The organism is Pseudomonas sp. PDM02 (genome assembly GCF_014852285.1).
In the GTDB taxonomy this organism is placed as follows: Bacteria; Pseudomonadota; Gammaproteobacteria; order Pseudomonadales; family Pseudomonadaceae; genus Aquipseudomonas; species Aquipseudomonas migulae.
The window spans coordinates 120,951-141,704 of the sequence record NZ_JACVBL010000008.1 but is presented as its reverse complement, the minus strand read 5'-3'; the positions used below and the strand labels follow the sequence as shown (position 1 = coordinate 141,704).

Annotated in this window: 21 protein-coding genes and 1 pseudogene; 9 read left to right on the top strand and 13 right to left on the bottom strand. The window is 59.0% G+C overall.

All coding sequences use genetic code 11. The features are described 5' to 3' along the window. Nucleotides 1-28: 28 nt before the first annotated feature. A pseudogene (locus tag IB245_RS29385) lies at nt 29-796 on the bottom strand (MCP four helix bundle domain-containing protein); the annotation flags it as partial. A 95-nt stretch (nt 797-891) separates the two neighbouring features. After that, on the bottom strand, nt 892-2,148 hold the full coding sequence (locus IB245_RS15750) for an MFS transporter (protein WP_223414472.1): 1,257 nt from the start codon (nt 2,146-2,148) through the stop codon (nt 892-894). A gap of 434 nt (nt 2,149-2,582) precedes the next feature. Here IB245_RS15750 and quiC point away from each other — a divergent pair, with 434 nt between their 5' ends. After that, nucleotides 2,583-4,484, top strand: coding sequence for a 3-dehydroshikimate dehydratase QuiC (gene quiC / locus IB245_RS15745; RefSeq protein WP_192228023.1), 1,902 nt, complete (start codon nt 2,583-2,585; stop codon nt 4,482-4,484). Between the two features lie 102 nt (nt 4,485-4,586). Next, entirely contained in the window at nt 4,587-5,264 is a 678-nt protein-coding gene (locus IB245_RS15740) for a TetR/AcrR family transcriptional regulator (RefSeq protein ID WP_192228022.1), read from the top strand. An 88-nt stretch (nt 5,265-5,352) separates the two neighbouring features. Here the strand turns inward: IB245_RS15740 and IB245_RS15735 are convergent, their stop codons facing one another. From IB245_RS15735 to IB245_RS15725, 3 genes are all read right to left on the bottom strand, one after another. Then, complete coding sequence (locus tag IB245_RS15735) at nt 5,353-6,207, bottom strand: shikimate dehydrogenase (protein WP_192228021.1); 855 nt, start codon at nt 6,205-6,207, stop codon at nt 5,353-5,355. A gap of 5 nt (nt 6,208-6,212) precedes the next feature. Beyond that, nucleotides 6,213-6,653: a type II 3-dehydroquinate dehydratase gene (aroQ, locus tag IB245_RS15730; RefSeq protein WP_008028918.1), complete on the bottom strand. Its 441-nt coding sequence runs from the start codon at nt 6,651-6,653 to the stop codon at nt 6,213-6,215. A gap of 140 nt (nt 6,654-6,793) precedes the next feature. Next, entirely contained in the window at nt 6,794-7,705 is a 912-nt protein-coding gene (locus IB245_RS15725) for a LysR family transcriptional regulator (protein ID WP_008028916.1), read from the bottom strand. On the opposite strand from IB245_RS15725, the gene IB245_RS15720 reads away from it, so the two are divergent. After that, complete coding sequence (locus IB245_RS15720) at nt 7,704-7,997, top strand: hypothetical protein (RefSeq protein ID WP_192228020.1); 294 nt, start codon at nt 7,704-7,706, stop codon at nt 7,995-7,997. The two genes, IB245_RS15725 and IB245_RS15720, sit on opposite strands and share 2 nt — an antisense overlap. On the opposite strand, the gene trmA is transcribed toward IB245_RS15720, so the two are convergent. Further along, nucleotides 7,958-9,037: a tRNA (uridine(54)-C5)-methyltransferase TrmA gene (gene trmA, locus IB245_RS15715; protein ID WP_192228019.1), complete on the bottom strand. Its 1,080-nt coding sequence runs from the start codon at nt 9,035-9,037 to the stop codon at nt 7,958-7,960. The genes IB245_RS15720 and trmA overlap by 40 nt on opposite strands. Continuing rightward, nucleotides 9,034-10,329: an NCS2 family permease gene (locus IB245_RS15710; protein WP_008028910.1), complete on the bottom strand. Its 1,296-nt coding sequence runs from the start codon at nt 10,327-10,329 to the stop codon at nt 9,034-9,036. Before IB245_RS15710 ends, trmA begins: the two co-directional genes overlap by 4 nt. 222 nt (nt 10,330-10,551) lie before the next feature. Here IB245_RS15710 and IB245_RS15705 point away from each other — a divergent pair, with 222 nt between their 5' ends. Then, entirely contained in the window at nt 10,552-10,998 is a 447-nt protein-coding gene (locus IB245_RS15705) for a DUF4879 domain-containing protein (protein WP_008028908.1), read from the top strand. A 66-nt stretch (nt 10,999-11,064) separates the two neighbouring features. Continuing rightward, nucleotides 11,065-11,616 (top strand): DJ-1 family glyoxalase III, encoded by a 552-nt coding sequence (locus IB245_RS15700; RefSeq protein ID WP_008028906.1) that lies wholly within the window; start codon nt 11,065-11,067, stop codon nt 11,614-11,616. A gap of 6 nt (nt 11,617-11,622) precedes the next feature. Here the strand turns inward: IB245_RS15700 and IB245_RS15695 are convergent, their stop codons facing one another. From IB245_RS15695 to IB245_RS15685, 3 genes are all read right to left on the bottom strand, one after another. Next, nucleotides 11,623-11,910 carry a HigA family addiction module antitoxin gene (locus IB245_RS15695; RefSeq protein ID WP_192228018.1) on the bottom strand — a complete coding sequence of 96 codons (288 nt, stop codon included), beginning with the start codon at nt 11,908-11,910 and terminating at the stop codon, nt 11,623-11,625. A 13-nt stretch (nt 11,911-11,923) separates the two neighbouring features. Then, nucleotides 11,924-12,202, bottom strand: a complete 279-nt coding sequence (locus IB245_RS15690; protein ID WP_192228017.1) for a type II toxin-antitoxin system RelE/ParE family toxin — start codon at nt 12,200-12,202, stop codon at nt 11,924-11,926. Nucleotides 12,203-12,288: 86 nt separating this feature from the next. After that, nucleotides 12,289-13,527 carry an MFS transporter gene (locus tag IB245_RS15685; protein WP_192228016.1) on the bottom strand — a complete coding sequence of 413 codons (1,239 nt, stop codon included), beginning with the start codon at nt 13,525-13,527 and terminating at the stop codon, nt 12,289-12,291. Between the two features lie 482 nt (nt 13,528-14,009). On the opposite strand from IB245_RS15685, the gene IB245_RS15680 reads away from it, so the two are divergent. The 3 genes from IB245_RS15680 to IB245_RS15670 all read left to right on the top strand — a co-directional run bounded on the left by IB245_RS15680 (nt 14,010) and on the right by IB245_RS15670 (nt 16,706). Beyond that, on the top strand, nt 14,010-15,452 hold the full coding sequence (locus IB245_RS15680; RefSeq protein ID WP_008040295.1) for a cytochrome ubiquinol oxidase subunit I: 1,443 nt from the start codon (nt 14,010-14,012) through the stop codon (nt 15,450-15,452). A 3-nt stretch (nt 15,453-15,455) separates the two neighbouring features. Further along, complete coding sequence (gene cydB / locus IB245_RS15675; RefSeq protein ID WP_008028900.1) at nt 15,456-16,463, top strand: cytochrome d ubiquinol oxidase subunit II; 1,008 nt, start codon at nt 15,456-15,458, stop codon at nt 16,461-16,463. Between the two features lie 75 nt (nt 16,464-16,538). Next, a complete protein-coding gene (locus tag IB245_RS15670) occupies nt 16,539-16,706 on the top strand; it encodes a DUF2474 domain-containing protein (RefSeq protein ID WP_008028899.1) in 168 nt (55 codons plus the stop codon). Between the two features lie 78 nt (nt 16,707-16,784). Here the strand turns inward: IB245_RS15670 and IB245_RS15665 are convergent, their stop codons facing one another. Both IB245_RS15665 and IB245_RS15660 read right to left on the bottom strand, forming a co-directional pair. After that, a complete protein-coding gene (locus IB245_RS15665) occupies nt 16,785-17,909 on the bottom strand; it encodes a methyltransferase (protein WP_192228015.1) in 1,125 nt (374 codons plus the stop codon). 150 nt (nt 17,910-18,059) lie between these two features. Continuing rightward, nucleotides 18,060-18,791, bottom strand: a complete 732-nt coding sequence (locus tag IB245_RS15660; RefSeq protein WP_192228014.1) for an autoinducer binding domain-containing protein — start codon at nt 18,789-18,791, stop codon at nt 18,060-18,062. Between the two features lie 336 nt (nt 18,792-19,127). Here IB245_RS15660 and IB245_RS15655 point away from each other — a divergent pair, with 336 nt between their 5' ends. Beyond that, complete coding sequence (locus IB245_RS15655; RefSeq protein ID WP_192228013.1) at nt 19,128-19,904, top strand: ferredoxin--NADP reductase; 777 nt, start codon at nt 19,128-19,130, stop codon at nt 19,902-19,904. A gap of 42 nt (nt 19,905-19,946) precedes the next feature. Here IB245_RS15655 and mscL read toward each other — a convergent pair whose 3' ends face one another. Next, nucleotides 19,947-20,363, bottom strand: coding sequence for a large-conductance mechanosensitive channel protein MscL (gene mscL / locus IB245_RS15650; RefSeq protein ID WP_008040320.1), 417 nt, complete (start codon nt 20,361-20,363; stop codon nt 19,947-19,949). Nucleotides 20,364-20,754 lie beyond the last annotated feature (391 nt).

Below are 20,754 nucleotides of genomic sequence, written 5' to 3'. Positions count from 1 at the left end.
TGATCAGTTGCAGGGTTTCGCGCAGGCTGGTTTGCATGGCAGACAAGGCCTTGAGCAAACGTGCGGTTTCATCGCTGCCGTGGCTGTGGATCGGTTTACTCAAGTCCCCGGCGGCGACTTGCTCGGCTACGGCGACAGCCTGACGGATCGGAACGACGATGCTGCGAATCAGCAGCCAGGCCAGGCACAAAGTCAGGAGCGCAACGGCGATCAGCGCACCGATCACGGTGAACTTCACCTGGTTGTAAAGCGAGTCGGCCTGGTTGGCCGACAGGCTGACTTCATTGGCGGCAAGGGCCATCAATTCGGCGAACTGGTCACCGGTCTGGGTCGAGTACTCCTGGATTTTGCCGTTGAGCAGCGCGGTCATGTCTTCGCTGCGGTTCTCCCGCGACAGCGCTTCGTATTGCGCCAACGCCTGACGGTAACGGGTGACGGTGGCAACGAACTTTTCGTACGGCTCCCGGTTGTAATCACCGACCAGCGGGGTGAATTTTTCCAGCGTCTCGCCCAGCCAGCCTTGTACTTGATGCAGGCGTGTGACGGTAGCATCGAGCACTTTGGGGTCGCGGTTGAGTGCCATGCGCAGGCTGAGAACACGAATGCTCAGGACGTAGTCGCGGATTTCACCCAGGTAGCGAACGCTCGGCAGGGAGATGTTTTCCGTGTGCTGACCGGTGGCGCGGACCTGCGCAACCTGTTTGAGGGCGAACAATCCCTGCAACAGAACCAGCAGGGCGATAACGCCGAAGCTGATCACGGCGCGTTTGGCAATGCTCAAGTGACCTGGGGACATGGTGGGTCTCTGTGGTGTTGAGAAAAAAGGGGGCATTCATAAATCCTGCGCATAAAAAAACGCAGGCCCGGGATCAGGCCTGCGTTTGGGGTGTATCAGTTTTCGACTGTAGGAATCTTGCGCGGCGCCATGAAGTACATCCAGGTCAGCGCGATGAAGTACATCGCCGGAATGATGGTGAACAGCACGGTGTAGTTGTTGTTGGTGATGGTCAGAATGTGGCCGACCAACTGGGTCATGAACATCCCGCCAATCGCCGCACACATGCCGCCGAAGCCGAACACCGTACTCATCATGTGTTTAGGTGTGTAGTCCATCACCAGGCTCCAGATGTTCGCGGTCCAGGCCTGGTGTGCACCGATGGCCAGGGAGATCGCAAACACCGCCACCCACAGGCTGCTCGAACCGGCGGCCATGACCACGCCGATGATGCAGCAGGCGAACAGGAACATCGACATCAAGCGCGCCTTGATCGGGTTGATCCCGCGGCCGATCAGGAACGAGGACAGGATGCCGCCGCCAACGCTGCCGAAGTCGGCGGTGAGGTAGATGATGATCAGCGGGATACCCATCTGGGTCACGTTGATCCCCAGGTTGTATTGCTGATTGAGGAACGGCGGCAGCCAGTACAGGTAGAACCAGAACACCGGCGCGGTGATCGAGTAGGCGAGGGCGAAGGCCCAGGTGCCACGCATGCGCAGGATTTTGGAGAACGGTACGCGGGATTGTTCCGGTTCGACTTCCTTCTGGATGTAGTCCAGTTCCGATTGTTTAACGCTTGGGTGATCTTCCGGGTTGAAGTACTTCAGGCCCCAGAACAGCAGCCAGATACCGCCCAGCGACGCCATGCACAGGAACGCGGCTTGCCAGCCCCACACGTGCAGGATCAGTGGCAGCAGCATCGGGGTGAACATCGCACCGACGTTGGTGCCGGCGTTGAAGATGCCGGTGGCCACGGCGCGCTCGCCGGCCGGGAACCACAACCGCGTGGTTTTCACGCAAGCCGGGTAGTTGGCGGCTTCGGTCAGCCCGAGGATAAAGCGGCACACCATGAAGCCGACCGCTGACGTGGCCAGGCCGTGGGCGCCGGTCGCCAGGCTCCAGAGCAGCACCGCGCAGAAGAACACGCGCTTCACGCCGACCCGGTCGATCAGCCGGCCTTGCAGCACGAAACCGATGGCGTAGCCGACCTGGAACCAGAAGTTGATGTTGGCGTAGTCCATCGCCGTCCAGCTCATTTCCTTGGCCAGGATCGGCTGCATCACGCCCAGTGCGGCACGGTCGATGTAGTTCAGGGTGGTGGCGAAAAACACCAGCGCCAGCATGCCCCAACGGGTCTTGCCGACGGCCATGGCGCCGCGGATCTTGTCGCCGATGCCACCGACGGCAGGAGTCGTGGAGGAACGCTCCACGGGAGAGCTTTGAGAAGGAGTCATGTAGGCCACCGATTATTTTTATGTGGTGTTCTGAGTCTTGGGTCACCGAGACCGATGGTTGTGACCGGACTCAATGTGTAGTGGATGGTGGGCAGTGGACGAAAAATCGTCAATTCGCCAAAGGCCATTGTGTTCGATAATCGCACGGAAAACTAACCGGATAGTACACTTTGAATTGCTGTGCTCGATACTACGGCCAATAATTTACTCCATGAAAAACGCGGTCCCTTGTAGGAGCCGGCTTGCTGGCGATGGCGTCCGCGAGATCGCCATCGTCGGAACGCCGCCCGCAGCAAGCCGGCTCCTACAAAACCTCTAACAAGACAGTCTCCACCACCGGGAGTCGAAACATGCAGCGTTCCATTGCCACCGTGTCCTTGAGCGGTACCCTGCCGGAAAAACTCGAAGCCATTGCCGCCGCCGGTTTCGACGGGGTGGAGATTTTCGAGAACGACCTGCTCTATTACGACGGTAGTCCTCGGGAAATTAAACAGATGTGCGCCGATCTCGGGATCGCCATCACGCTGTTTCAACCGTTCCGCGATTTCGAAGGCTGCCGCCGCGACCGCCTGCCGCGAAATCTGGAGCGGGCCGAGCGCAAGTTCGACCTGATGCAGGAACTGGGCACTGACCTGGTGCTGGTGTGCAGCAACGCTTCCGCCGATTCCGTGGGTGATGAGCAAATCCTCGTCGACGACTTGCGCCTGCTGGCCGAACACGCCGGTGCGCGTGGCCTGCGAATCGGTTACGAGGCGTTGGCCTGGGGCCGACACGTCAACACCTGGCAGCAGGTGTGGAACATCGTTCGCCAGGCGGACCACCCAAGTCTGGGCGTGTTGCTGGACAGTTTCCACACGTTGTCGCTCAAGGGCGATCCGAGTGCCATCGCCGACATTCCCGGCGAGAAAATCTTCTTCGTGCAAATGGCTGACGCGCCGATCCTGGCCATGGACGTGCTGGAATGGAGCCGGCATTTCCGCTGCTTCCCGGGCCAGGGCGAATTCGATTTGCCGGGGTTCCTCGCGCCGATCATCAAAAGTGGCTACACCGGGCCGTTGTCGCTCGAGATCTTCAACGACGGCTTCCGCGCCGCACCGCCACGGGCCAACGCCGCCGACGGTTTACGTTCGTTGCTGTACCTGGAAGAGAAGACCCGCGAGCGGCTGGCGCAGGAAACCAAACCTGCGGCCAGCCCGGACATTCTGTTCGAGACGCCGAAGGCCAGTGAATACAACGGCATCGAATTTCTTGAGTTCGCCGTGGACGAAAGCCTCGGCGCCAGGCTTTCTCATTGGCTGGAGCGGCTGGGCTTCGTCAAGGCCGGTCAACACCGTTCAAAAAGCGTGAGCCTGATGCGTCAGGGCGACATCAACCTGATTCTCAACTCCGAGCCCTACTCGTTTGCCCACAGCTTTTTCGAAGCGCATGGCCCGTCGCTTTGCGCCACTGCGGTGCGGGTCAATGACAGCGCCAGCGCGCTGGCCCGGGCCGTGGCTTACAAAGGTCAGCCTTATCGCGGACTGGTCGGCCCCAATGAGCTGGAACTGGCTGCGGTGCGCGCGCCGGATGGCAGCCTGATTTACCTGGTGGACCAGGACGCCGACGTCTACGGCACCGACTTCAATCTGCAACCGACGGAAACGGCCAGCGGTGGCCTCAAGCGCATCGACCACATGGCCATGGCGTTGCCGGCCGACAGCCTCGACAGTTGGGTGCTGTTCTACAAGAGCCTGCTGGATTTCGAAGCCGATGACGAGGTGGTGCTGCCCGATCCGTATGGTCTGGTAAAGAGCCGGGCGCTGCGTAGCCGCGACAGTTCGATCCGCTTGCCGCTGAACATTTCCGAGAACCGCAACACCGCGATCTCACACGCGCTGTCGAGTTATCGCGGCTCCGGTGTGCATCACATCGCGTTTGACTGCGACGATATCTTTGCCGAAGTCCGTCGGGCCAAGGAGGCGGGCGTACCGCTGCTGGATATCCCGCTCAACTATTACGATGACCTGGCGGCGCGGTTCGATTTCGACGACGAATTCCTCAGCGAACTGGCTTATTACAACGTGCTCTACGACCGCGATGCCCAGGGCGGTGAGCTGTTCCACGTTTACACCGAGCCGTTCGAAGGGCGGTTCTTCTTTGAAATCATCCAGCGCAAGAACGGCTATGCCGGTTACGGCGCGGCCAACGTGGCGGTGCGGCTGGCGGCGATGGCCAAATCCCGCAGTGGCGCCGTTCGTCAGGCGAAGTTGTAGCAATTTCGTAAACGCGAGGTTAAACCGCTGCCGCGCGGCTTCCTTCACTGTGCCGTGCGGCTCATAATCGCCAGCCTGTGCAGTGATGGCCGTGAGCCCGCAATGACAATGACATCAGAACTCTCCGTAGCGCCCGACGAACCCTTGGCCGAGCCACGCAAGAGTCGCAAGAACAACCCGGAAAAGACCCGCGAGAACATTCTTCAAGAGGCCATTGTAGAGTTCGTCCAGCAGGGGCTTTCCGGCGCTCGCGTCGATGCGATCGCCGAGCGTATCCACACCTCCAAACGCATGATCTATTACTACTTCGGCAGTAAGGAACAGCTCTACATCGAGGTGCTGGAGAAGCTCTACGGCGATATCCGCAGCACCGAAAATCGCCTGCACCTGGCCGAACTGGCGCCGGTGGAGGCGATTCGGCGGCTGGTGGAATTCACCTTCGATCACCATGATCGCAATGTCGATTTTGTGCGCATCGTCAGCATCGAGAACATTCACAATGCCGAATTCGTGAAGCGCTCCGATGCGATCAAGGCGATGAACAACACCATTCTTGATTCACTGGGCGTGATATTGCGTCGCGGGGTTGAAGAGGGTGTGTTCCGGGCGGGGCTTGAGCCCTTGGATGTGCATCTGTTGATCAGTTCGTTCTGCTTCTATCGCGTGTCGAACCGCCATACGTTCGGTGAGATTTTTCAGATCGACCTGCCGGACGAAAGCATCAAGCAGCGTCATCGAGAGATGATTTGCGAGTCGGTGTTGCGATACCTGCAGGCCTGACGCCTTCGCGGGCGAGCCTCGCTCCTACAGGTTTTGCGTTGATCTGTAGGAGCGAGGCTTGGTCTGGGCGGCATTCCGACGAAGCTTTTCAGCTATTCATGCTTTGAAAATGCGCGAGCATTCGCTGCGCATCCGGCACCACGCCGCTGAACAATTCAAACGCTTTCACCGCCTGAAATACCGCCATGTTGCCGCCATCCAGTGTGCGGCATCCCAAGGCGCGGGCGTTGCGCAGCAGTTCGGTTTCCAGCGGGAAGTACACGATCTCTGCCACCCACAACTGTGGTCTTAGCAACTCCACCGGGACTGGCATGCCAGGCAGCTTTTTCATGCCCATGGGCGTGGTGTTTACCAGGCCGTCAGCCTGAGCCAGCGTGTTCGGCAAATCATGACCCGCCACGGCTCGGCCAGCGCCGAAATGCTGATTGAGATTGTCCGCCAGACTCTGCGCGCGACTGATTTCAACATCGAAAATGCTCAACCGCTGTACGCCTTCGCTCAATAGCGCGTGGGCCACCGCCGCACCGGCACCACCGGCGCCCATCTGGACGACACGCTCAAGGGCAACGCCCTGCAAGCCACGGCGAAAACCTTCGGCAAATCCCAGGCAATCGGTGTTGTGGCCGATGCGTCTGCCGTCCTTTAACACCACCGTGTTCACCGCGCCGATACCGCGGGCTTCCGGCGACAATTCGTCGAGCAGGGGGATGATCGACTGCTTGCACGGAAAGGTGATGTTCAGGCCGGTGAAGTTCATACGTTCCGCCGCTATCAACAGGTCGGGCAGGGCGCTGCTGTCGAGTTTCAACTGATCGAGATCGATCAGGCGGTAGAGGTAACGCACACCCTGGGCGTCGCCTTCATGTTCATGCAGTGCGGGCGTACGGGACGCCTGAATGCCGGCGCCGATCAGCCCGGCCAGTACCGCGTTGTTCTGAGTCACGGCGTTCACCCTTTCAAGCGCAGGCTGAAATGCTCCAGCGCCAGGCGATAGCCGTGGCTGCCGAAACCGGCCATTACTGCGGTGGCAATGGCTGAAACAAAGGAGTGGTGGCGGAAAGGTTCGCGAGCATGGACGTTGGACAGGTGGACTTCGATCACCGGCAATTCGCTGGCGACCAGGGCGTCACGAATGGCGACCGAGGTATGAGTCCAGGCAGCCGGGTTGATGACGATCCCGGCGCAACGACCGCGGGCGGCGTGAATCCAGTCGAGCAGTTCGCCTTCATGGTTGGTCTGGCGAAACTCCACCGCCAGGCCGAACTCTTCGGCGGCCCGGCCGCACAACGCTGCGATATCCGCCAGGGTTTCGTGGCCGTAAGTTGCCGGTTCACGGGTGCCGAGCAAGTTCAGGTTCGGGCCGTTGAGCACCAGAACGATAGGGTTCATCAGGGTCTCTCCACATATTATTTTTGGCATGGGCTGATGTTTCAGCCTGTGGAGATAAATTGTACTAGATGGTTAATTTGGTCAATTGAACAGGCGCCGAGACGGAGGTTTGTGTGCGGTGATCGGACGGTTTCGGCATCTCAACGCGGCAAATGCTCGATCAGAAAATCAATAAACGCCCGTAATCGCAGAGGCACATGGCGGCTTTGCGGGTAAAGCAGGGTGAATGGACGTGACCGTCCGCCGTAAGGTTTGAGGATTTCCACCAGCGAGCCATCGGCCAGCTCTTTTTCGACGATAAAACGATAAGTCTGGAAGAGACCCGCCCCATGTTTGGCCAGGGTCACGCCGCCCAGCACGTCGTCGGAACAACTGAGATCACCCTCGGCGAGAATCTCGCGCTGTACGCCATCGTCGTTGAACAGCCAGGCAATCCGCCGACCACTGCTGGGCAAATCGTACTGGATGCATTCATGATTTTTCAGGTCATCCAGGGTTTGCGGCGTGCCCGCGCGCTTCAGGTAATCGGGGCTGGCGATCATTACCAATTGCGCGTCCTCCAGTTGCCGGGCGATCAGCCCGGAATCCGGAATCGCCCGCACACGGATGGCCAGGTCATAGCCTTCACCGACGAAATCGATGTTGCGATTGCTGATGTGCGACTCGACTTTCACCTGCGGAAAACGCTCCCGAAACGCCGGCAGCAACGGCAGGATCCGGTGATGCGCATACGTTGTGGGAATACTGATGCGCAAGGTGCCGGAAGGCTCTTGCTGCTGGCCCATCACCTCGCGTTGGGCCTCGACCAATTGCGCCAGCGCCTGACGACATTCTTCGTAATACCGGCGCCCGCTATCCGTCAGTTTGACGCTGCGAGTGGTGCGCGCGAACAGCCGCACGCCCAGGCGTTCCTCCATGCGCGACACGGACCGACTCACCGCTGCCGGCGTCACGCCAGCGACCAGCGCAGCGGCGGTGAAGCTGCCCGCTTCGGCGGCGAGGCAAAACAGTTCGATGCTGCCGAGCTGAAGATCGTCGAATGTTCGCTGCATGATTGATTACACCGGGGATCAAATGGAGGACTTGATGCAGTGTTTATCAAATTGCGGAAAGGATTGCTTACCATTTTTGCAGCTTATCGCCATGCAAGCCGCTGATGGACATGGCCGCCTCGGTCATTGCTTCGCGCAATGGTCGCCAAAGCAGCGCCGCCAAAGCGGAGGCTACGCAAGCCAGAAATCACTGAATGAGCACGCACAAAAAAGCCGTCGAAATGACGGCTGTTTTGTATCGCTCAGCAGCAATCAACGCCGGGTCAACAACACCCCGGATTCCATGTGGTGAGTCCACGGGAACTGGTCGAACATTGCGCATTGGGTAATGCGGTGGGTGTCGTGCAACTGGGCGATGTTGGCCGCGAGGGTTTCCGGGTTGCAGGAGATGTACAGGATATTGTCGAAGCGTCGGGTCAGTTCGCAGGTGTCCGGGTCCATGCCGGCGCGAGGCGGGTCGACGAAGACGCTGCCGAACTCGTAGCTCTTGAGGTCGATGCCGTGCAGGCGACGGAACGGGCGCACTTCGTTCAGGGCTTCGGTCAGCTCTTCGGCGGACAGGCGCACCAGCGTGACGTTGTTTACCGCGTTTTCGCTGAGGTTGCTCAGTGCCGCGTTGACCGAGGTCTTGCTGATCTCTGTGGCCAGCACTTTGCGTACGCGGGTCGCGAGCGGAAGCGTGAAGTTGCCGTTACCGCAATACAGTTCCAGCAGATCGTCCGGGCGGTCGCCGAGTGCGTCGTAAGCCCAGTTCAACATCTTCTGGTTCACGGTGCCGTTGGGCTGGGTGAACGCGCCTTCCGGCTGGCGGTAGCTGAACGTGCGGCCACCGACTTCAAGTTTTTCGACGACGTAATCGTGGCCGATGACTTCGCGTTTGCCTTTCGAACGACCAATCACGCTGACGTTCAAGTCGGCTGCCAGCTTCGATGCCGCCGCGTGCCAGTGTTCATCCAGCGGGCGGTGATAGCACAGCGTGATCATTGCATCGCCGGCCAATGTGGTCAGGAACTCCACCTGAAACAGCTTGTGGCTCAGGGCCGCACTGGCTTTCCACGCGGCCTTGAGCTGCGGCATCAGTTGATTGATGCGCAGGCTGGCAATCGGGAACTCTTCGATCAGGATCGGCGTGCGTTTGTCTTCCTGGGAAAACATCGCGTAGTGACGCTCGCCGGCTTCGCGCCACAGGCGGAATTCGGCACGCAGGCGGAAGTTCTTCAGCGGCGAATCGAACACTGCCGGCTCCGGTGCATCGAACGGGGCCAGCAGGTCGCGCAGGCGCGAGACCTTTTCTTCGAGCTGAACGGTGTAAGCCTGGGAATCAAAAGTCATGCGTTGAACCAACCCAACTTGATCACAAACAGAATCGACAGAATCACCAGCGCCGGGTTCAGCTCACGGCCGCGACCGGACAGCAGCTTGATGGCGGTCCAGGAAATGAAACCGAAGGCGATGCCGTTGGCGATGGAGTAAGTGAATGGCATGGCCAGCGCAGTGACCACGACCGGTGCGGCAACGGTGATGTCGTCCCAGTCTATTTCGGCCAGGCCGGAAGTCATCAGGACTGCGACGAACAGCAGTGCCGGCGCCGTGGCAAATGCCGGAACACTGGCGGCCAGTGGCGAGAAGAACAGCGCCAGCAGGAACAGGATCGCCACCACAATGGCCGTCAGACCGGTGCGGCCACCGGCGCTCACACCTGCTGCGGATTCGATGTAGCTGGTGGTGGTCGACGTACCCAGCAACGAACCGGCCATGGCCGCGGTGCTGTCCGCGATCAGCGCGCGGCCCATTTTCGGCATGTGGCCGTCCTTGCCCATCAGGCCGGCGCGCTTGGCGACGCCGATCAGGGTGCCGGAGTTGTCGAACAGGTCGACGAACAGGAAGGCGAAGATCACGCTGACCAGACCGATGTCCAGTGCACCTTTGATGTCCAGTTGCAGGAAGGTCGGCGCCAGCGATGGCGGCATCGACATCACGCCGCCGAACGGGGTGAAACCGAGGGCAATCGACGCAATGGTCACGACCAGAATCCCGATCAGCACCGCACCGCGCACGGCGAGGGCTTCAAGGGCAACGATCAGGGCAAAACCCAGTGTGGCGAGGATCGGTGCCGGTTGTTTCAGGTCACCGAGGCCGACCATAGTCGCCGGATTGCTGACTACGATGCCGGCGTTGTGCAGGGCGATCAGCGCCAGGAACAGGCCGATACCGGCAGCAATCGCCGAACGCAGCGGCAGCGGGATGCTGTTGATGATCCATTCCCGGATGCGGAAGATCGACAGCAGGAAGAAGCACACTGCCGAGATGAACACCGCGCCCAGCGCCACTTGCCAGGTGTGGCCCATGTGCAGGACCACGGTGTAGGTAAAGAAGGCGTTCAGGCCCATGCCCGGCGCGAGGGCGATCGGGTAGTTGGCGATCAGGCCCATGGTCGTGGAGCCGATGGCGGCTGCCAGACAGGTGGCGACAAACACCGCACCTTTGTCCATGCCGGTCTCGCCGAGGATGCTCGGGTTGACGAACAGAATGTAGGCCATGGCCAGGAAGGTCGTGACGCCCGCAAGAATCTCGGTCCGCACGTTGGTGTTGTGTGCCTTGAGTTGAAACAGCCTTTCCAGCATGTCTGCTCCCCGTGGCGCGCCCGGCGCCGTGAATGTATCGACCTCAACAGCAAAGCACAGACCGCTGCAGGCGCCTGGTAATTTTCTGTGGGTCGGAAAAAGCCGCGCATCATACCAGCCGCGTGGGGTTGTGGCTGCTTATGGTGGTGATCGTCGTCGATGTTTTGCGTTAAAGCCAAGTGCGCCATACTGCGCGCTGGTTTTGGGGGACATGGGGATTGCATGAAAAAGCGTCTGGTTAACGTATTTGGAGTATTGATTGCCTTGATGCTGGGGGCGCAAACCGCTTCGGCTGCCTCGGCGGCGCCGTTGAGCCAGGTCAAGGTGCTCAAGGTCGAGTCGCCAGCCTGTGGGTTTGAAGACATAGGCGAGGGGCAGGAGGCAACACGCTGCGATCACAGCGGGCCGAACATCAAGATCTACGTGCTGGAAGTCGGCTATGGCCGCAAGGCGCAAGTCGGGCTGGACGGTTTTGATGTGGACGGCACCCGAACCCCGATCTGCGCCTTTGATAACGGCAACCTGACCGATTGCACCGTCGGTAGAAAAACCGTGGGCTATCTGTATGTCTTCGATCTGGCCGGCAAGCAAGAAGGCACGTTCACCTTCAGCAACACGTCCATCAATGCGCCGGGCAATACGCTGTCGACGCAGCTTTACATCAAGTAACGGCCGGCTCGAACAAGGGTCAGGAAAGCTGACTACGCTTTAAAGATCATTCTGTGGATTGCGCCCATGACCTTTAGAGCCCTGATTACCCTCGCCGAGGGCATCGATGACCTGCAAACCGTGACGCTGATCGATGTGCTGCGCCGCGCCAAGGTTGAAGTGGTGGTGGCCAGCATCGAGGGCCGGCGCATGCTCACCTGTGCCCGCGGCACTCGCGTGACGGCCGATGCAATGCTGGTGGATTTGCTGGCCCAGCCGTTCGACCTGGTCGCGCTACCTGGCGGTGCCGTCGGCGCGCAACATCTGGCCGGCCATCAACCTTTGCAGCAATTGATCAAGGATCAGGCGGCAGCCGGCCGTCTGTTCGCCGGCATCGCCGAAGCCCCGGCCCTGGCACTTCAGGCCTTTGGCGTCCTGCGTCAACGGCGGATGACCTGCCTGCCGACTGCCAGCCATCAACTGTCGGGTTGCAACTTCGTCGATCAACCGGTGGTGGTCGACGGCAACTGCGTGACCGCTCAAGGTTCAGGGGGCGCTTTGGAGTTTGCCCTGACACTGGTGGAGCAACTTTGCGGCAAGGCTATGCGTGCGACGGTGGCGGGGGAGTTGGTGGTTTAGAACGTGTCAGGCGTGAACGGCGAGGGGTTTGATGACCGGTTGCTCCCGCTGCTCTGCTTGCCAGAGATCGTAGTCGGTCTGAACCCCTAGCCACATCCGCGCCTTACCAATTCCGGCCCGCTCCAGACGGACTGCCAGGTCTGGACTGATCGGCGCATGGCCATGCAGCACCCGCGAAAGGTGAGGGCGTGCAAACCCCAAATGCCGGGCAAGTTCCGTCACGCTGATGCCCAGTTCGGGCAGGACGTCCATCAACAGTGTTTCGCCAGGGTGTGGCGGGTTGTGCAAGGGCATGTCCTGCCTCCTGTCAGTGGTAGTCCAGATAGTCGACCAACTCGATATCCGAACCGATAAAACGAAAAATAACCCGCCAGTTTCCTGAAACGCTCAGTGCCCAGAACTCGGCCAATTCGCCCCTGAGCGGGTGTAATCGCCATCCCGGTAGATCGAGGTCACCCGGTGCCATTGCGCGGTCCATGAATTGCAGCATCCGAGACAGACGCTTTGCATGGTCTGCCCGGATTCCACGCGTCGAACCTGTTTCATAGAAACCGCGAAGGCCTTTGTGCTGAAAGGATTTGATCATGGGTTGAGTGTAAGGCGTTACATTACACTCAATGCACTATCTATGTATTGCACCTGGTCGGCAAATTTGTGCTCTGCCTCAGTATTTCAAACCTTGGCTTCTTCCGCAGGCACATGCATGCGATCCCGGTTGGCCAGGGTCGGAAACAGTTTGATCCAGACCCCGGTCACCACCAGCGTGCCGATGCCGCCCATGACCACCGCCGGCACGGTGCCGAACCAATGGGCGGTGAGACCGGATTCGAATTCGCCCAGCTGGTTCGAAGCGCCGATAAACAGGCCGTTGACGGCGCTGACCCGGCCACGCATTTCATCCGGGGTTTCCAGTTGCACGAAGGACGCGCGGATCACCATGCTGATCATGTCTGCTGCGCCCAACACGACCAGCACCGCCAGCGAGAACCAGAATGAAGTGGACAGGCCGAACGCAATGGTCGCGACGCCGAATACACCGACAGCGGTAAACATCACCCGACCGACCTTGCGATCCACGGAGAACCGCGCCAGCCACAGCGACATCAGCAACGCGCCCACTGCCGGAGCCGAACGCAACAAGCCCAGGCCCCATGGCCCGGTCAGCAGAATGTCCTTGGCAAACACCGGCAGCAAGGCCGTCGCGCCGCCGAGCAGCACGGCAAACAGATCCAGAGAAATCGCCCCGAGAATGTCCGGTCGGCTGCGAATGAAGCGAATACCCGCCAGCAGCGAATCCAGGGTGGCCTTGCCTTTGTTCAACGGCGTTTGCCGCGCGGGCAGGTTGAGCATCAGCAGGCAGGCGATCACATAGAGAATCACGGTCGGGCCGTAGACCCAGACGCTGCCAAAGGCATACAGCAAGCCGCCGAGGGCCGGTGCGACGATGGTCGCCGATTGTTGGGCGGACTGTGCAGCGGCAACGGCGCGGGGGAACAGGGCGGAGGGAACGATACTTGGCAGCAGCGCCTGGGTGGTCGGCATCTCGAAGGAGCGCGCGGCGCCGAGCAGAAACGCGAGGATGAAGATCATTTCCCGGGTGACATGGCCGGTGGCGCCGCCAATCGCCAGCGTCAAGGCAATCAAGGCTTGCAGCGACTGACAGATCGCCGCGACTTTACGCCGGTCGTAGCGGTCGGCGACATGCCCGGTGTGCAACATGAACAGCACGCGCGGGGCAAACTCCACCAGACCGACCAGGCCCAGATCCAGCACGTTGCCGGTCAGTTGATAGAGGTTCCAGCCGATGGCCACGGTGAGCATCTGAAAGCCGCTGGCGGTAAACACCCGGGCCAGCCAGAACGCGATGAAAGGGCGGTGATGACGTAACAGCAAAGGCGCTTGGCTGGGCATCGGAGGCAGATCTTGAGCGAGGGGAGGCCCGAGATTATCACCAACCTGTAACCAAAAGTTGCAGAGGCGGGAAATTTAGTTAGCTAGACACCGATCCCGAAATCCCTGAAATCCCCTGTGGGAGCGGGCTTGCTCGCGAAGGCGGTGTGTCAGGCGACATGGATATCGGCAGGTGCGCCGCCTTCGCGAGCAAGCCCGCTCCCACAGGGAATGTATTACGGCACATGTCCGATGCTATGAGGCAACCTGTCACGCGGCAAAAGACCACACCGTCCATCGCCAAAAACCGGACTACTCTTTTACCCATGCTTGATCCAGATCAAGGCCTTTGTGGAATTGATCTGGTGGCCAGATGGCCAGACTCCCTACGTGTGATGTTTGTAAAAAGAAGAACGAATTCAAATTCGCCACACTCCTATTCGTGGGGGCCGTGGGTGTAGGCCGCAAGCCTTCAGCCGGTATTACCTGACAGAGGAAGACTTATGTTCGGTTTGGAGGCGCTTGATCTCGCCCGAATTCAGTTCGCGTTCACCATCTCGTTCCACATCCTGTTCCCGGCCATCACCATTGGTCTGGCGAGTTACCTGGCGGTACTCGAAGGCCTGTGGCTGAAAACCAATAACGACACCTACCGCGATCTGTACCACTTCTGGTCGAAGATCTTTGCCGTCAACTTCGGCATGGGCGTGGTCTCCGGGCTGGTCATGGCCTATCAGTTCGGCACCAACTGGAGCCGCTTTTCGGACTTCGCCGGTTCCGTCACCGGGCCGTTGCTGACGTATGAAGTACTGACCGCGTTCTTCCTTGAAGCCGGTTTCCTTGGGGTCATGCTGTTCGGCTGGAACAAGGTCGGGCGCAATCTGCACTTCTTCGCCACGGTCATGGTCGCCATCGGCACGCTGATCTCGACCTTCTGGATTCTCGCGTCCAACAGCTGGATGCAGACCCCGCAGGGCTTCGAAATCGTCAACGGCCAGGTCATTCCAACCGACTGGCTGGCGGTGATCTTCAACCCGTCGTTCCCGTACCGCCTGATGCACATGGCGACGGCCGCGTTTGTCGCGACCGCATTCTTCGTCGGTTCCTCGGCGGCCTGGCATTTACTGCGCGGCAAGGACAACCCGGCGATCCGTACCATGCTCTCGATGGCCATGTGGATGGCCTTGATCGTCGCGCCGATTCAGGCGGTCATCGGTGACTTCCACGGTCTCAATACGTTGAAGCATCAACCGGCGAAAATCGCCGCGATCGAAGGCCACTGGGAAAATCACGGTGATGAACCGACCCCGCTGATCCTGTTCGGCTGGCCGGACATGAAAGAAGAGAGGACCAAGTTCGCCGTCGAGATTCCGTACCTGGGCAGCCTGATCCTCACGCACTCGCTGGACAAACAGGTGCCGGCGCTCAAGGAGTTCCCGCCGGAAGACCGGCCGAATTCGACCATCGTGTTCTGGTCGTTCCGGATCATGGTCGGCTTGGGCATGCTGATGATCTTTACCGGTCTGTGGAGCCTGTGGCTGCGCAAAAGCGACAAGCTGTATACCTCGCGACCGTTCCTGTACCTGGCATTGTGGATGGGGCCGTCCGGCTTGATCGCGATCCTCGCCGGTTGGTTTACCACTGAAATCGGCCGTCAGCCTTGGGTCGTCTACGGCCTGATGCGTACGGCGGACGCGTCCTCCAATCACAGCTTCATGCAGATGAGCATCACGCTGATCCTGTTCGTCGTGGTCTATTTCGCGCTGTTCGGTGCCGGTCTGGGCTACATGATGCGCCTGGTGCGCAAAGGGCCGAAGATCGACGAAGGCAAGGAAACCAACGACGGTGGTCCCGGCCAGAAACGCACACCGGCGCGTCCCCTGTCTGCGGCTGACGATGATGGCGCCGAAAACGACCACAGCCCCAGCCTGACCAAGGAGATTTGAGTCATGGGTATTGATCTTCCGCTGATCTGGGCCGTGATCATCATCTTCGGCATCATGATGTACGTGGTCATGGACGGCTTCGACCTGGGGATCGGGATTCTCTTCCCGTTCATCCCGGGCAAGACCGACCGTGACGTGATGATGAACACCGTGGCGCCGGTCTGGGACGGCAATGAGACCTGGCTGGTGCTGGGCGGTGCAGCGTTGTTCGGCGCCTTCCCGCTGGCGTATTCGGTGGTGCTCTCGGCGCTGTACCTGCCGCTGATTTTCATGCTGATCGGGCTGATCTTTCGCGGCGTGGCGTTCGAGTTCCGCTTCAAGGCCAAGGACGACAAGCGCCATCTCTGGGACAAGGCGTTCATTGGTGGCTCCATCGCCGCGACTTTCTTCCAGGGTGTCGCATTAGGTGCGTTCATCGATGGGCTGCCGGTGGTCAACCGTCAGTTCGCCGGCGGGTCACTGGATTGGCTGACACCGTTCACGATGTTCTGCGGCGTGGCGTTGGTGGTGGCTTATGCGCTGCTCGGTTGCACTTGGCTGATCATGAAAACCGAAGGCAAGTTGCAGGAACAGATGCACAACCTGGCGCGGCCGCTGGCGTTTGTGGTGCTGGCGGTGATTGGTATCGTCAGCATCTGGACGCCGCTGGCTCACGCGGAAATCGCCGCGCGCTGGTTCACGTTGCCGAATCTGTTCTGGTTCCTGCCGGTGCCGATTCTGGTGTTGGTGACCATGTACGGCTTGATCCGCGCCGTGGCTCGCAATGCGCACTACACGCCGTTCCTGCTGACGCTGGTGCTGATCTTCCTCGGCTACAGCGGTCTGGGCATCAGCCTGTGGCCGAACATCGTGCCGCCGTCGATCTCGATCTGGGACGCCGCCGCACCGCCGCAAAGCCAGGGTTTCATGCTGGTCGGCACCTTGTTCATCATCCCGTTCATCCTGGGTTACACCTTCTGGAGCTACTACGTGTTCCGCGGCAAGGTCACCCATGAAGATGGTTACCACTAAACCAGTAGGAGCAAGCTTGCTCGCGATGGCGTCATCACTGACGCCATCAACCTTGAAGAGGAGGGTTGGAACGCCATGACTGGTAAACACACTTTGGAAGAAATCCAGGCGGCAGAGAAAAAGCCGCTCTGGCAACGACTCGGCTGGCTGGCGATGATCTGGGCCGGCAGCGTCGTTGCGCTGTTCATCGTTGCGAGCCTGATGCGCATGTTCATGAATGCTGCAGGCCTGTCGACCCACTGAATTCGCAAAATCCCATCCCGATGCCTTGCGGCACGGGTTTACAACCCTCCTGCGCTGGAGGGTTTTTTTTGTCCGGGATTATTTTCGGGCTTTGAGGATCACGAACTTCGGTGTGGCCGCCACTTGTTCGACGCCACGGAACAACCGCGCCAGTTTGCTGTGATAACCCAGATGACGGTTGCCGACGATGTACAGCGCGCCGCCCACCACCAGCGCTTCGCGCGCTTGCTGGAACATCCGCCAGGCGAGGAAATCGCCCACGACTTGTTGTTGGTGAAACGGGGGGTTGCACAGCACCACGTCCAGTGACTGCGGCTCCTGCCCGGCCAGACCATCCCCGGCACGCACGATCACGTCCCGGTCACCCAGCGCCGCGCGCCAGTTTTCGGCGGCCGATTGCACGGCCATGAAGGATTCGTCCACCAGCGTGTAGTGCGCCTGCGGGTTTTGCAGAGCGCTGGCAATGGCCAACACGCCGTTACCGCAGCCCAGATCCGCGACCCGTGCCGCGCCGAGGTTTGTCGGCAAGTGCGGCAAAAAGGCTCGGGTACCGATATCCAGCCCTTCGCGGCAGAACACATTGGCGTGGTTGAGCAGTTCAATCGCCGGCGCATCGAGCTGATAGCGAGTCGGGTAGGGCGACGTCGCGGGTGCTTTGGCTTCAGCGGTGGCCATCAACAGCCGAGCCTTTTTCACCGCCAGCGAGGCTTGAACCGGACCGATGTAGCGCTCCAGCAAATCCCCGGCGGCGCGTGGCAGATGCTTGATCATGGCGCCGGCAATCACTTGGGCGCCGGGCGCCAGTTGGCTTTGCAGACGGATCAGTTGTTCTTCCAGCAAGGCCAGGGTTTTCGGTACACGAATCAGGACCCGATCAAACGGGCCGCTAAACGCTTCGCTGGCAGGTACGCGAGGCACGGCATCAAATGCCTGAGCGTTACGGATCAGATTTTTTTCCAGGCCTTGAAAGGCCAGGAACGAGTCGCCGCTGCTGGTCACCTGAACCTTGCCCGCGAGGCTGGCAGCCAATGCGCCAAAGCTGTCGTTGAGCACCAAAACACGCGTATCCGGAGCCGGTTGTTGTTCGGCCAGGTGATTGAGCAGGTATTCGTCGGCGGCATCAAACGCTTGCAGCGGTTCGTTCTGCTGTTCTGGCTGGCGGATCAGGTCGAGGCGGGCGAAGGGTGTTTCGAGCAAAGGCATGGGGCGGGGCTCTGGGTAAATCAACGGGTATCCCGCGGCCCAGGGGCGTTGTAGCGGGCGAGGCCGTCCGAGTGCACTGCGTCGTGAAGGTTCACACGTCAACACTCAGGAGGAATCGCAAATGGTACGTTACTCGCAGGTTTTAATCGATCAACGTGTCGAGGTGCTTTTGAGGTGACCGGCCTTGATCGCGGCGATGATCGCGGCAATCTTGTTGCTGACCCCGAGTTTCAAAATCACGCTTTGAATGTGGAAATGGATGGTCCGTGCGCTCAGGTTAAGAATTCGCGCGCTTTCTTCAGCCGTCTTGCCGGCTGCCGCCAGTTCCAATACGTCGATTTCCCGTGGAGATAAATGTGGAGCGGGTGGTTTCAGCATTTTCCTGGGCAACGATTGTGCGATCAACGCATGAAGATGACGGCACATGAACACCGAGAAACCGAGGTTTTCATACAGCTCCAGGGCCGTGATCGGGCAATGGCTCCTTGCCAGGCTCAGAATACTGCACAGGCCGCTCTCTTCGTCATGCAGCGATTGTGACCAGCCGTGCTGCAAACCATGCGTTTCCAGGGCCTCCCACAGGGAAGGAACCTTGGAGAAAAGCGTTTCGCTCCACATAATGGGCAGCATTGAGTGATTGCAATGAGCTACTACCGGGTCCACCGAGCTTAAGTTTTTCTGTTCATAATACGTGTTCCAGATGGTTGGGTAATTGTTGTGTCGGATAGTATTGAGCTGGTTGCTTTTTGTTTGATAAGTAGTTGAAAAAGCGAAAAATTTAAACCCGATGTTTTTCGCGAATTCAAGTGCGATCGGGTACGCGGCATCAATATACTTCGTGCTCGATAGTTGGTTGAGTTGTGACTCCTTCCACCGCTCCATCATGTATCTCCATTTTACAATCTGCCGGGGTGCTGATTGGATCCGAAATCCTGCACGAGCCGAGTGTAGGATGATTCGTACATAAAGGTGAGATTTTTTGGCTTTACTGCGCTTTAAAAAATAAATATCAAGTTCTAATGGGATTTTTAAAAATGCGGCGGGTTTTGAATGTCGAGTTTAATTTCATTGGCCGTTTTATTAACTGAATGGTACGTCTGAAAAGATCAAATACTCTTTGTAATGTTCAGGTTGATAATTAAAGACACTACAAATCATCGGTGTTTGTTTTTCCCGCTTTGCGGGACACTGGATGCAATCTGTTGAATGGAGCGCACCATGACTGCCAGTGCAGAAAAATTCACGCGCCAGACCCTGCTCGACGTCAAGCCGTTGACCCCGAGCCTGTTCACCCTGCGCACGACGCGGGATCCGGGCTTTCGTTTTCGTGCGGGGCAATTCGCCCGGCTGGGCGTGACCAAGGCTGACGGCAGCGTTGTTTGGCGTGCCTATTCCATGGTGTCTTCGCCTTACGACGAGTTCCTCGAATTCTTTTCCATCGTGGTGCCGGGGGGCGAGTTCACCAGTGAGCTGAGTCGGCTGGGCGTCGACGATACGCTGCTGGTCGACCGCCAAGCCTTTGGATACCTGACGCTTGATCGCTTCATCGATGGGCGGGATCTCTGGTTGTTATCCACCGGCACGGGCGTGGCGCCGTTTCTGTCGATCCTGCAGGACTTCGAGGTCTGGGAGAAGTTCGAGCGAATCATCCTGGTCTACAGCGTTCGCGAAGCCCGGGAGCTGGCGTATCAGGAACTGATTGCGGAATTGATGCAGCGTGACTATCTGGCCGAGTACGCGCACAAGTTTCATTACATTGCCACCGTCACCCGCGAGCAGCATCCAGGTGCCTTGAATGGCCGGATCACCACCTTGATCGAGAGTAGCGAACTGGAGCGGGCGGCGGGCGTGGCAATGACGTCCGAGCATTCGCGGGTCATGCTGTGTGGTAACCCGCAGATGATCGATGACACGCGAAAACTGCTCAAACAGCGTGACATGCACTTGAGTCTCAGCCGACGCCCCGGGCACGTGGCGGTGGAAAACTACTGGTAAAAAAAACGGCGCCTCGAAGGCGCCGTTTTTACCTGCATCAGATCATTCTGGCCGATTGTTCTGAGCCTTCAACAGATCGCGAATTTCACCCAACAGCTCCTCTTCCTTGGTCGGAACCGGCGGCAGGGTGGGCGCAACGGCTTCTTCGCGCTTCAAGCGATTGATGGCTTTGACGCCCATGAAAATCGCGAACGCGACGATGATGAAGTCGATCATGCTCTGGATGAATTTACCGTACGCCAGCACCACTGCGGGGGCGTCGCCGCTGGCGGCCTTGAGCGTAATGGCGAGATCACTGAAATCCACCCCACCGATCAGCAGGCCGATTGGCGGCATGACCACGTCGCCGACAAACGACGAAACGATCTTGCCGAAGGCGGCACCGATGATGATACCGACGGCCATGTCGACCACGTTGCCTTTTACCGCGAAGGCCTTGAACTCATTTAGCACGCCCATAGGTTATTTCCTTGTTACAGATGAGGTTGGTAACGCAGTGTAAATCAGCCAAAAGGTTCTTGCCTGAAACAACTGCTGGCATCGCAAGCTTGCTATCGACCGGTTTGACGGTAAAAAGTTTTCAAAATGCCATCATTGATGTGTAGATCTGCGCCTTCCAGGCGTGTGCCCACTATCCATCTAAAGGGAGTTGTTCGTCATTCAGTCGCTTGCGCTGATCAGCGATGGAGGTGGTGGTCCTTATCAAAAGTGCGCGCGTCGCAAGAGCGACTTGTTGAGTGTAATGGGAGAGTGCGTGCTATAAGTTTTACAGCGGTTAACTTCAAGTATAAGTTCCTGGTTCGGAAAATAGTGGCTGGAAAAACACAGAATGCGTGATGCCGTAAAGCCA

Bases quoted from the DNA above. Each gene is read 5' to 3' on its own strand.
- IB245_RS15750 (WP_223414472.1), bottom strand. From the start codon at position 2,148: ATGGCCGTCGGCAAGACCCGTTGGGGCATGCTGGCGCTGGTGTTTTTC.
- quiC (WP_192228023.1), top strand. From the start codon at position 2,583: ATGCAGCGTTCCATTGCCACCGTGTCCTTGAGCGGTACCCTGCCGGAA.
- IB245_RS15740 (WP_192228022.1), top strand. From the start codon at position 4,587: ATGACAATGACATCAGAACTCTCCGTAGCGCCCGACGAACCCTTGGCC.
- aroQ (WP_008028918.1), bottom strand. From the start codon at position 6,653: ATGAACCCTATCGTTCTGGTGCTCAACGGCCCGAACCTGAACTTGCTC.
- IB245_RS15720 (WP_192228020.1), top strand. From the start codon at position 7,704: ATGATTGATTACACCGGGGATCAAATGGAGGACTTGATGCAGTGTTTA.
- IB245_RS15725 (WP_008028916.1), bottom strand. From the start codon at position 7,705: ATGCAGCGAACATTCGACGATCTTCAGCTCGGCAGCATCGAACTGTTT.
- trmA (WP_192228019.1), bottom strand. From the start codon at position 9,037: ATGACTTTTGATTCCCAGGCTTACACCGTTCAGCTCGAAGAAAAGGTC.
- IB245_RS15710 (WP_008028910.1), bottom strand. From the start codon at position 10,329: ATGCTGGAAAGGCTGTTTCAACTCAAGGCACACAACACCAACGTGCGG.
- IB245_RS15705 (WP_008028908.1), top strand. From the start codon at position 10,552: ATGAAAAAGCGTCTGGTTAACGTATTTGGAGTATTGATTGCCTTGATG.
- IB245_RS15700 (WP_008028906.1), top strand. From the start codon at position 11,065: ATGACCTTTAGAGCCCTGATTACCCTCGCCGAGGGCATCGATGACCTG.
- IB245_RS15695 (WP_192228018.1), bottom strand. From the start codon at position 11,910: ATGCCCTTGCACAACCCGCCACACCCTGGCGAAACACTGTTGATGGAC.
- IB245_RS15690 (WP_192228017.1), bottom strand. From the start codon at position 12,202: ATGATCAAATCCTTTCAGCACAAAGGCCTTCGCGGTTTCTATGAAACA.
- IB245_RS15685 (WP_192228016.1), bottom strand. From the start codon at position 13,527: ATGCCCAGCCAAGCGCCTTTGCTGTTACGTCATCACCGCCCTTTCATC.
- IB245_RS15680 (WP_008040295.1), top strand. From the start codon at position 14,010: ATGTTCGGTTTGGAGGCGCTTGATCTCGCCCGAATTCAGTTCGCGTTC.
- cydB (WP_008028900.1), top strand. From the start codon at position 15,456: ATGGGTATTGATCTTCCGCTGATCTGGGCCGTGATCATCATCTTCGGC.
- IB245_RS15670 (WP_008028899.1), top strand. From the start codon at position 16,539: ATGACTGGTAAACACACTTTGGAAGAAATCCAGGCGGCAGAGAAAAAG.
- IB245_RS15665 (WP_192228015.1), bottom strand. From the start codon at position 17,909: ATGCCTTTGCTCGAAACACCCTTCGCCCGCCTCGACCTGATCCGCCAG.
- IB245_RS15660 (WP_192228014.1), bottom strand. From the start codon at position 18,791: ATGGAGCGGTGGAAGGAGTCACAACTCAACCAACTATCGAGCACGAAG.
- IB245_RS15655 (WP_192228013.1), top strand. From the start codon at position 19,128: ATGACTGCCAGTGCAGAAAAATTCACGCGCCAGACCCTGCTCGACGTC.
- mscL (WP_008040320.1), bottom strand. From the start codon at position 20,363: ATGGGCGTGCTAAATGAGTTCAAGGCCTTCGCGGTAAAAGGCAACGTG.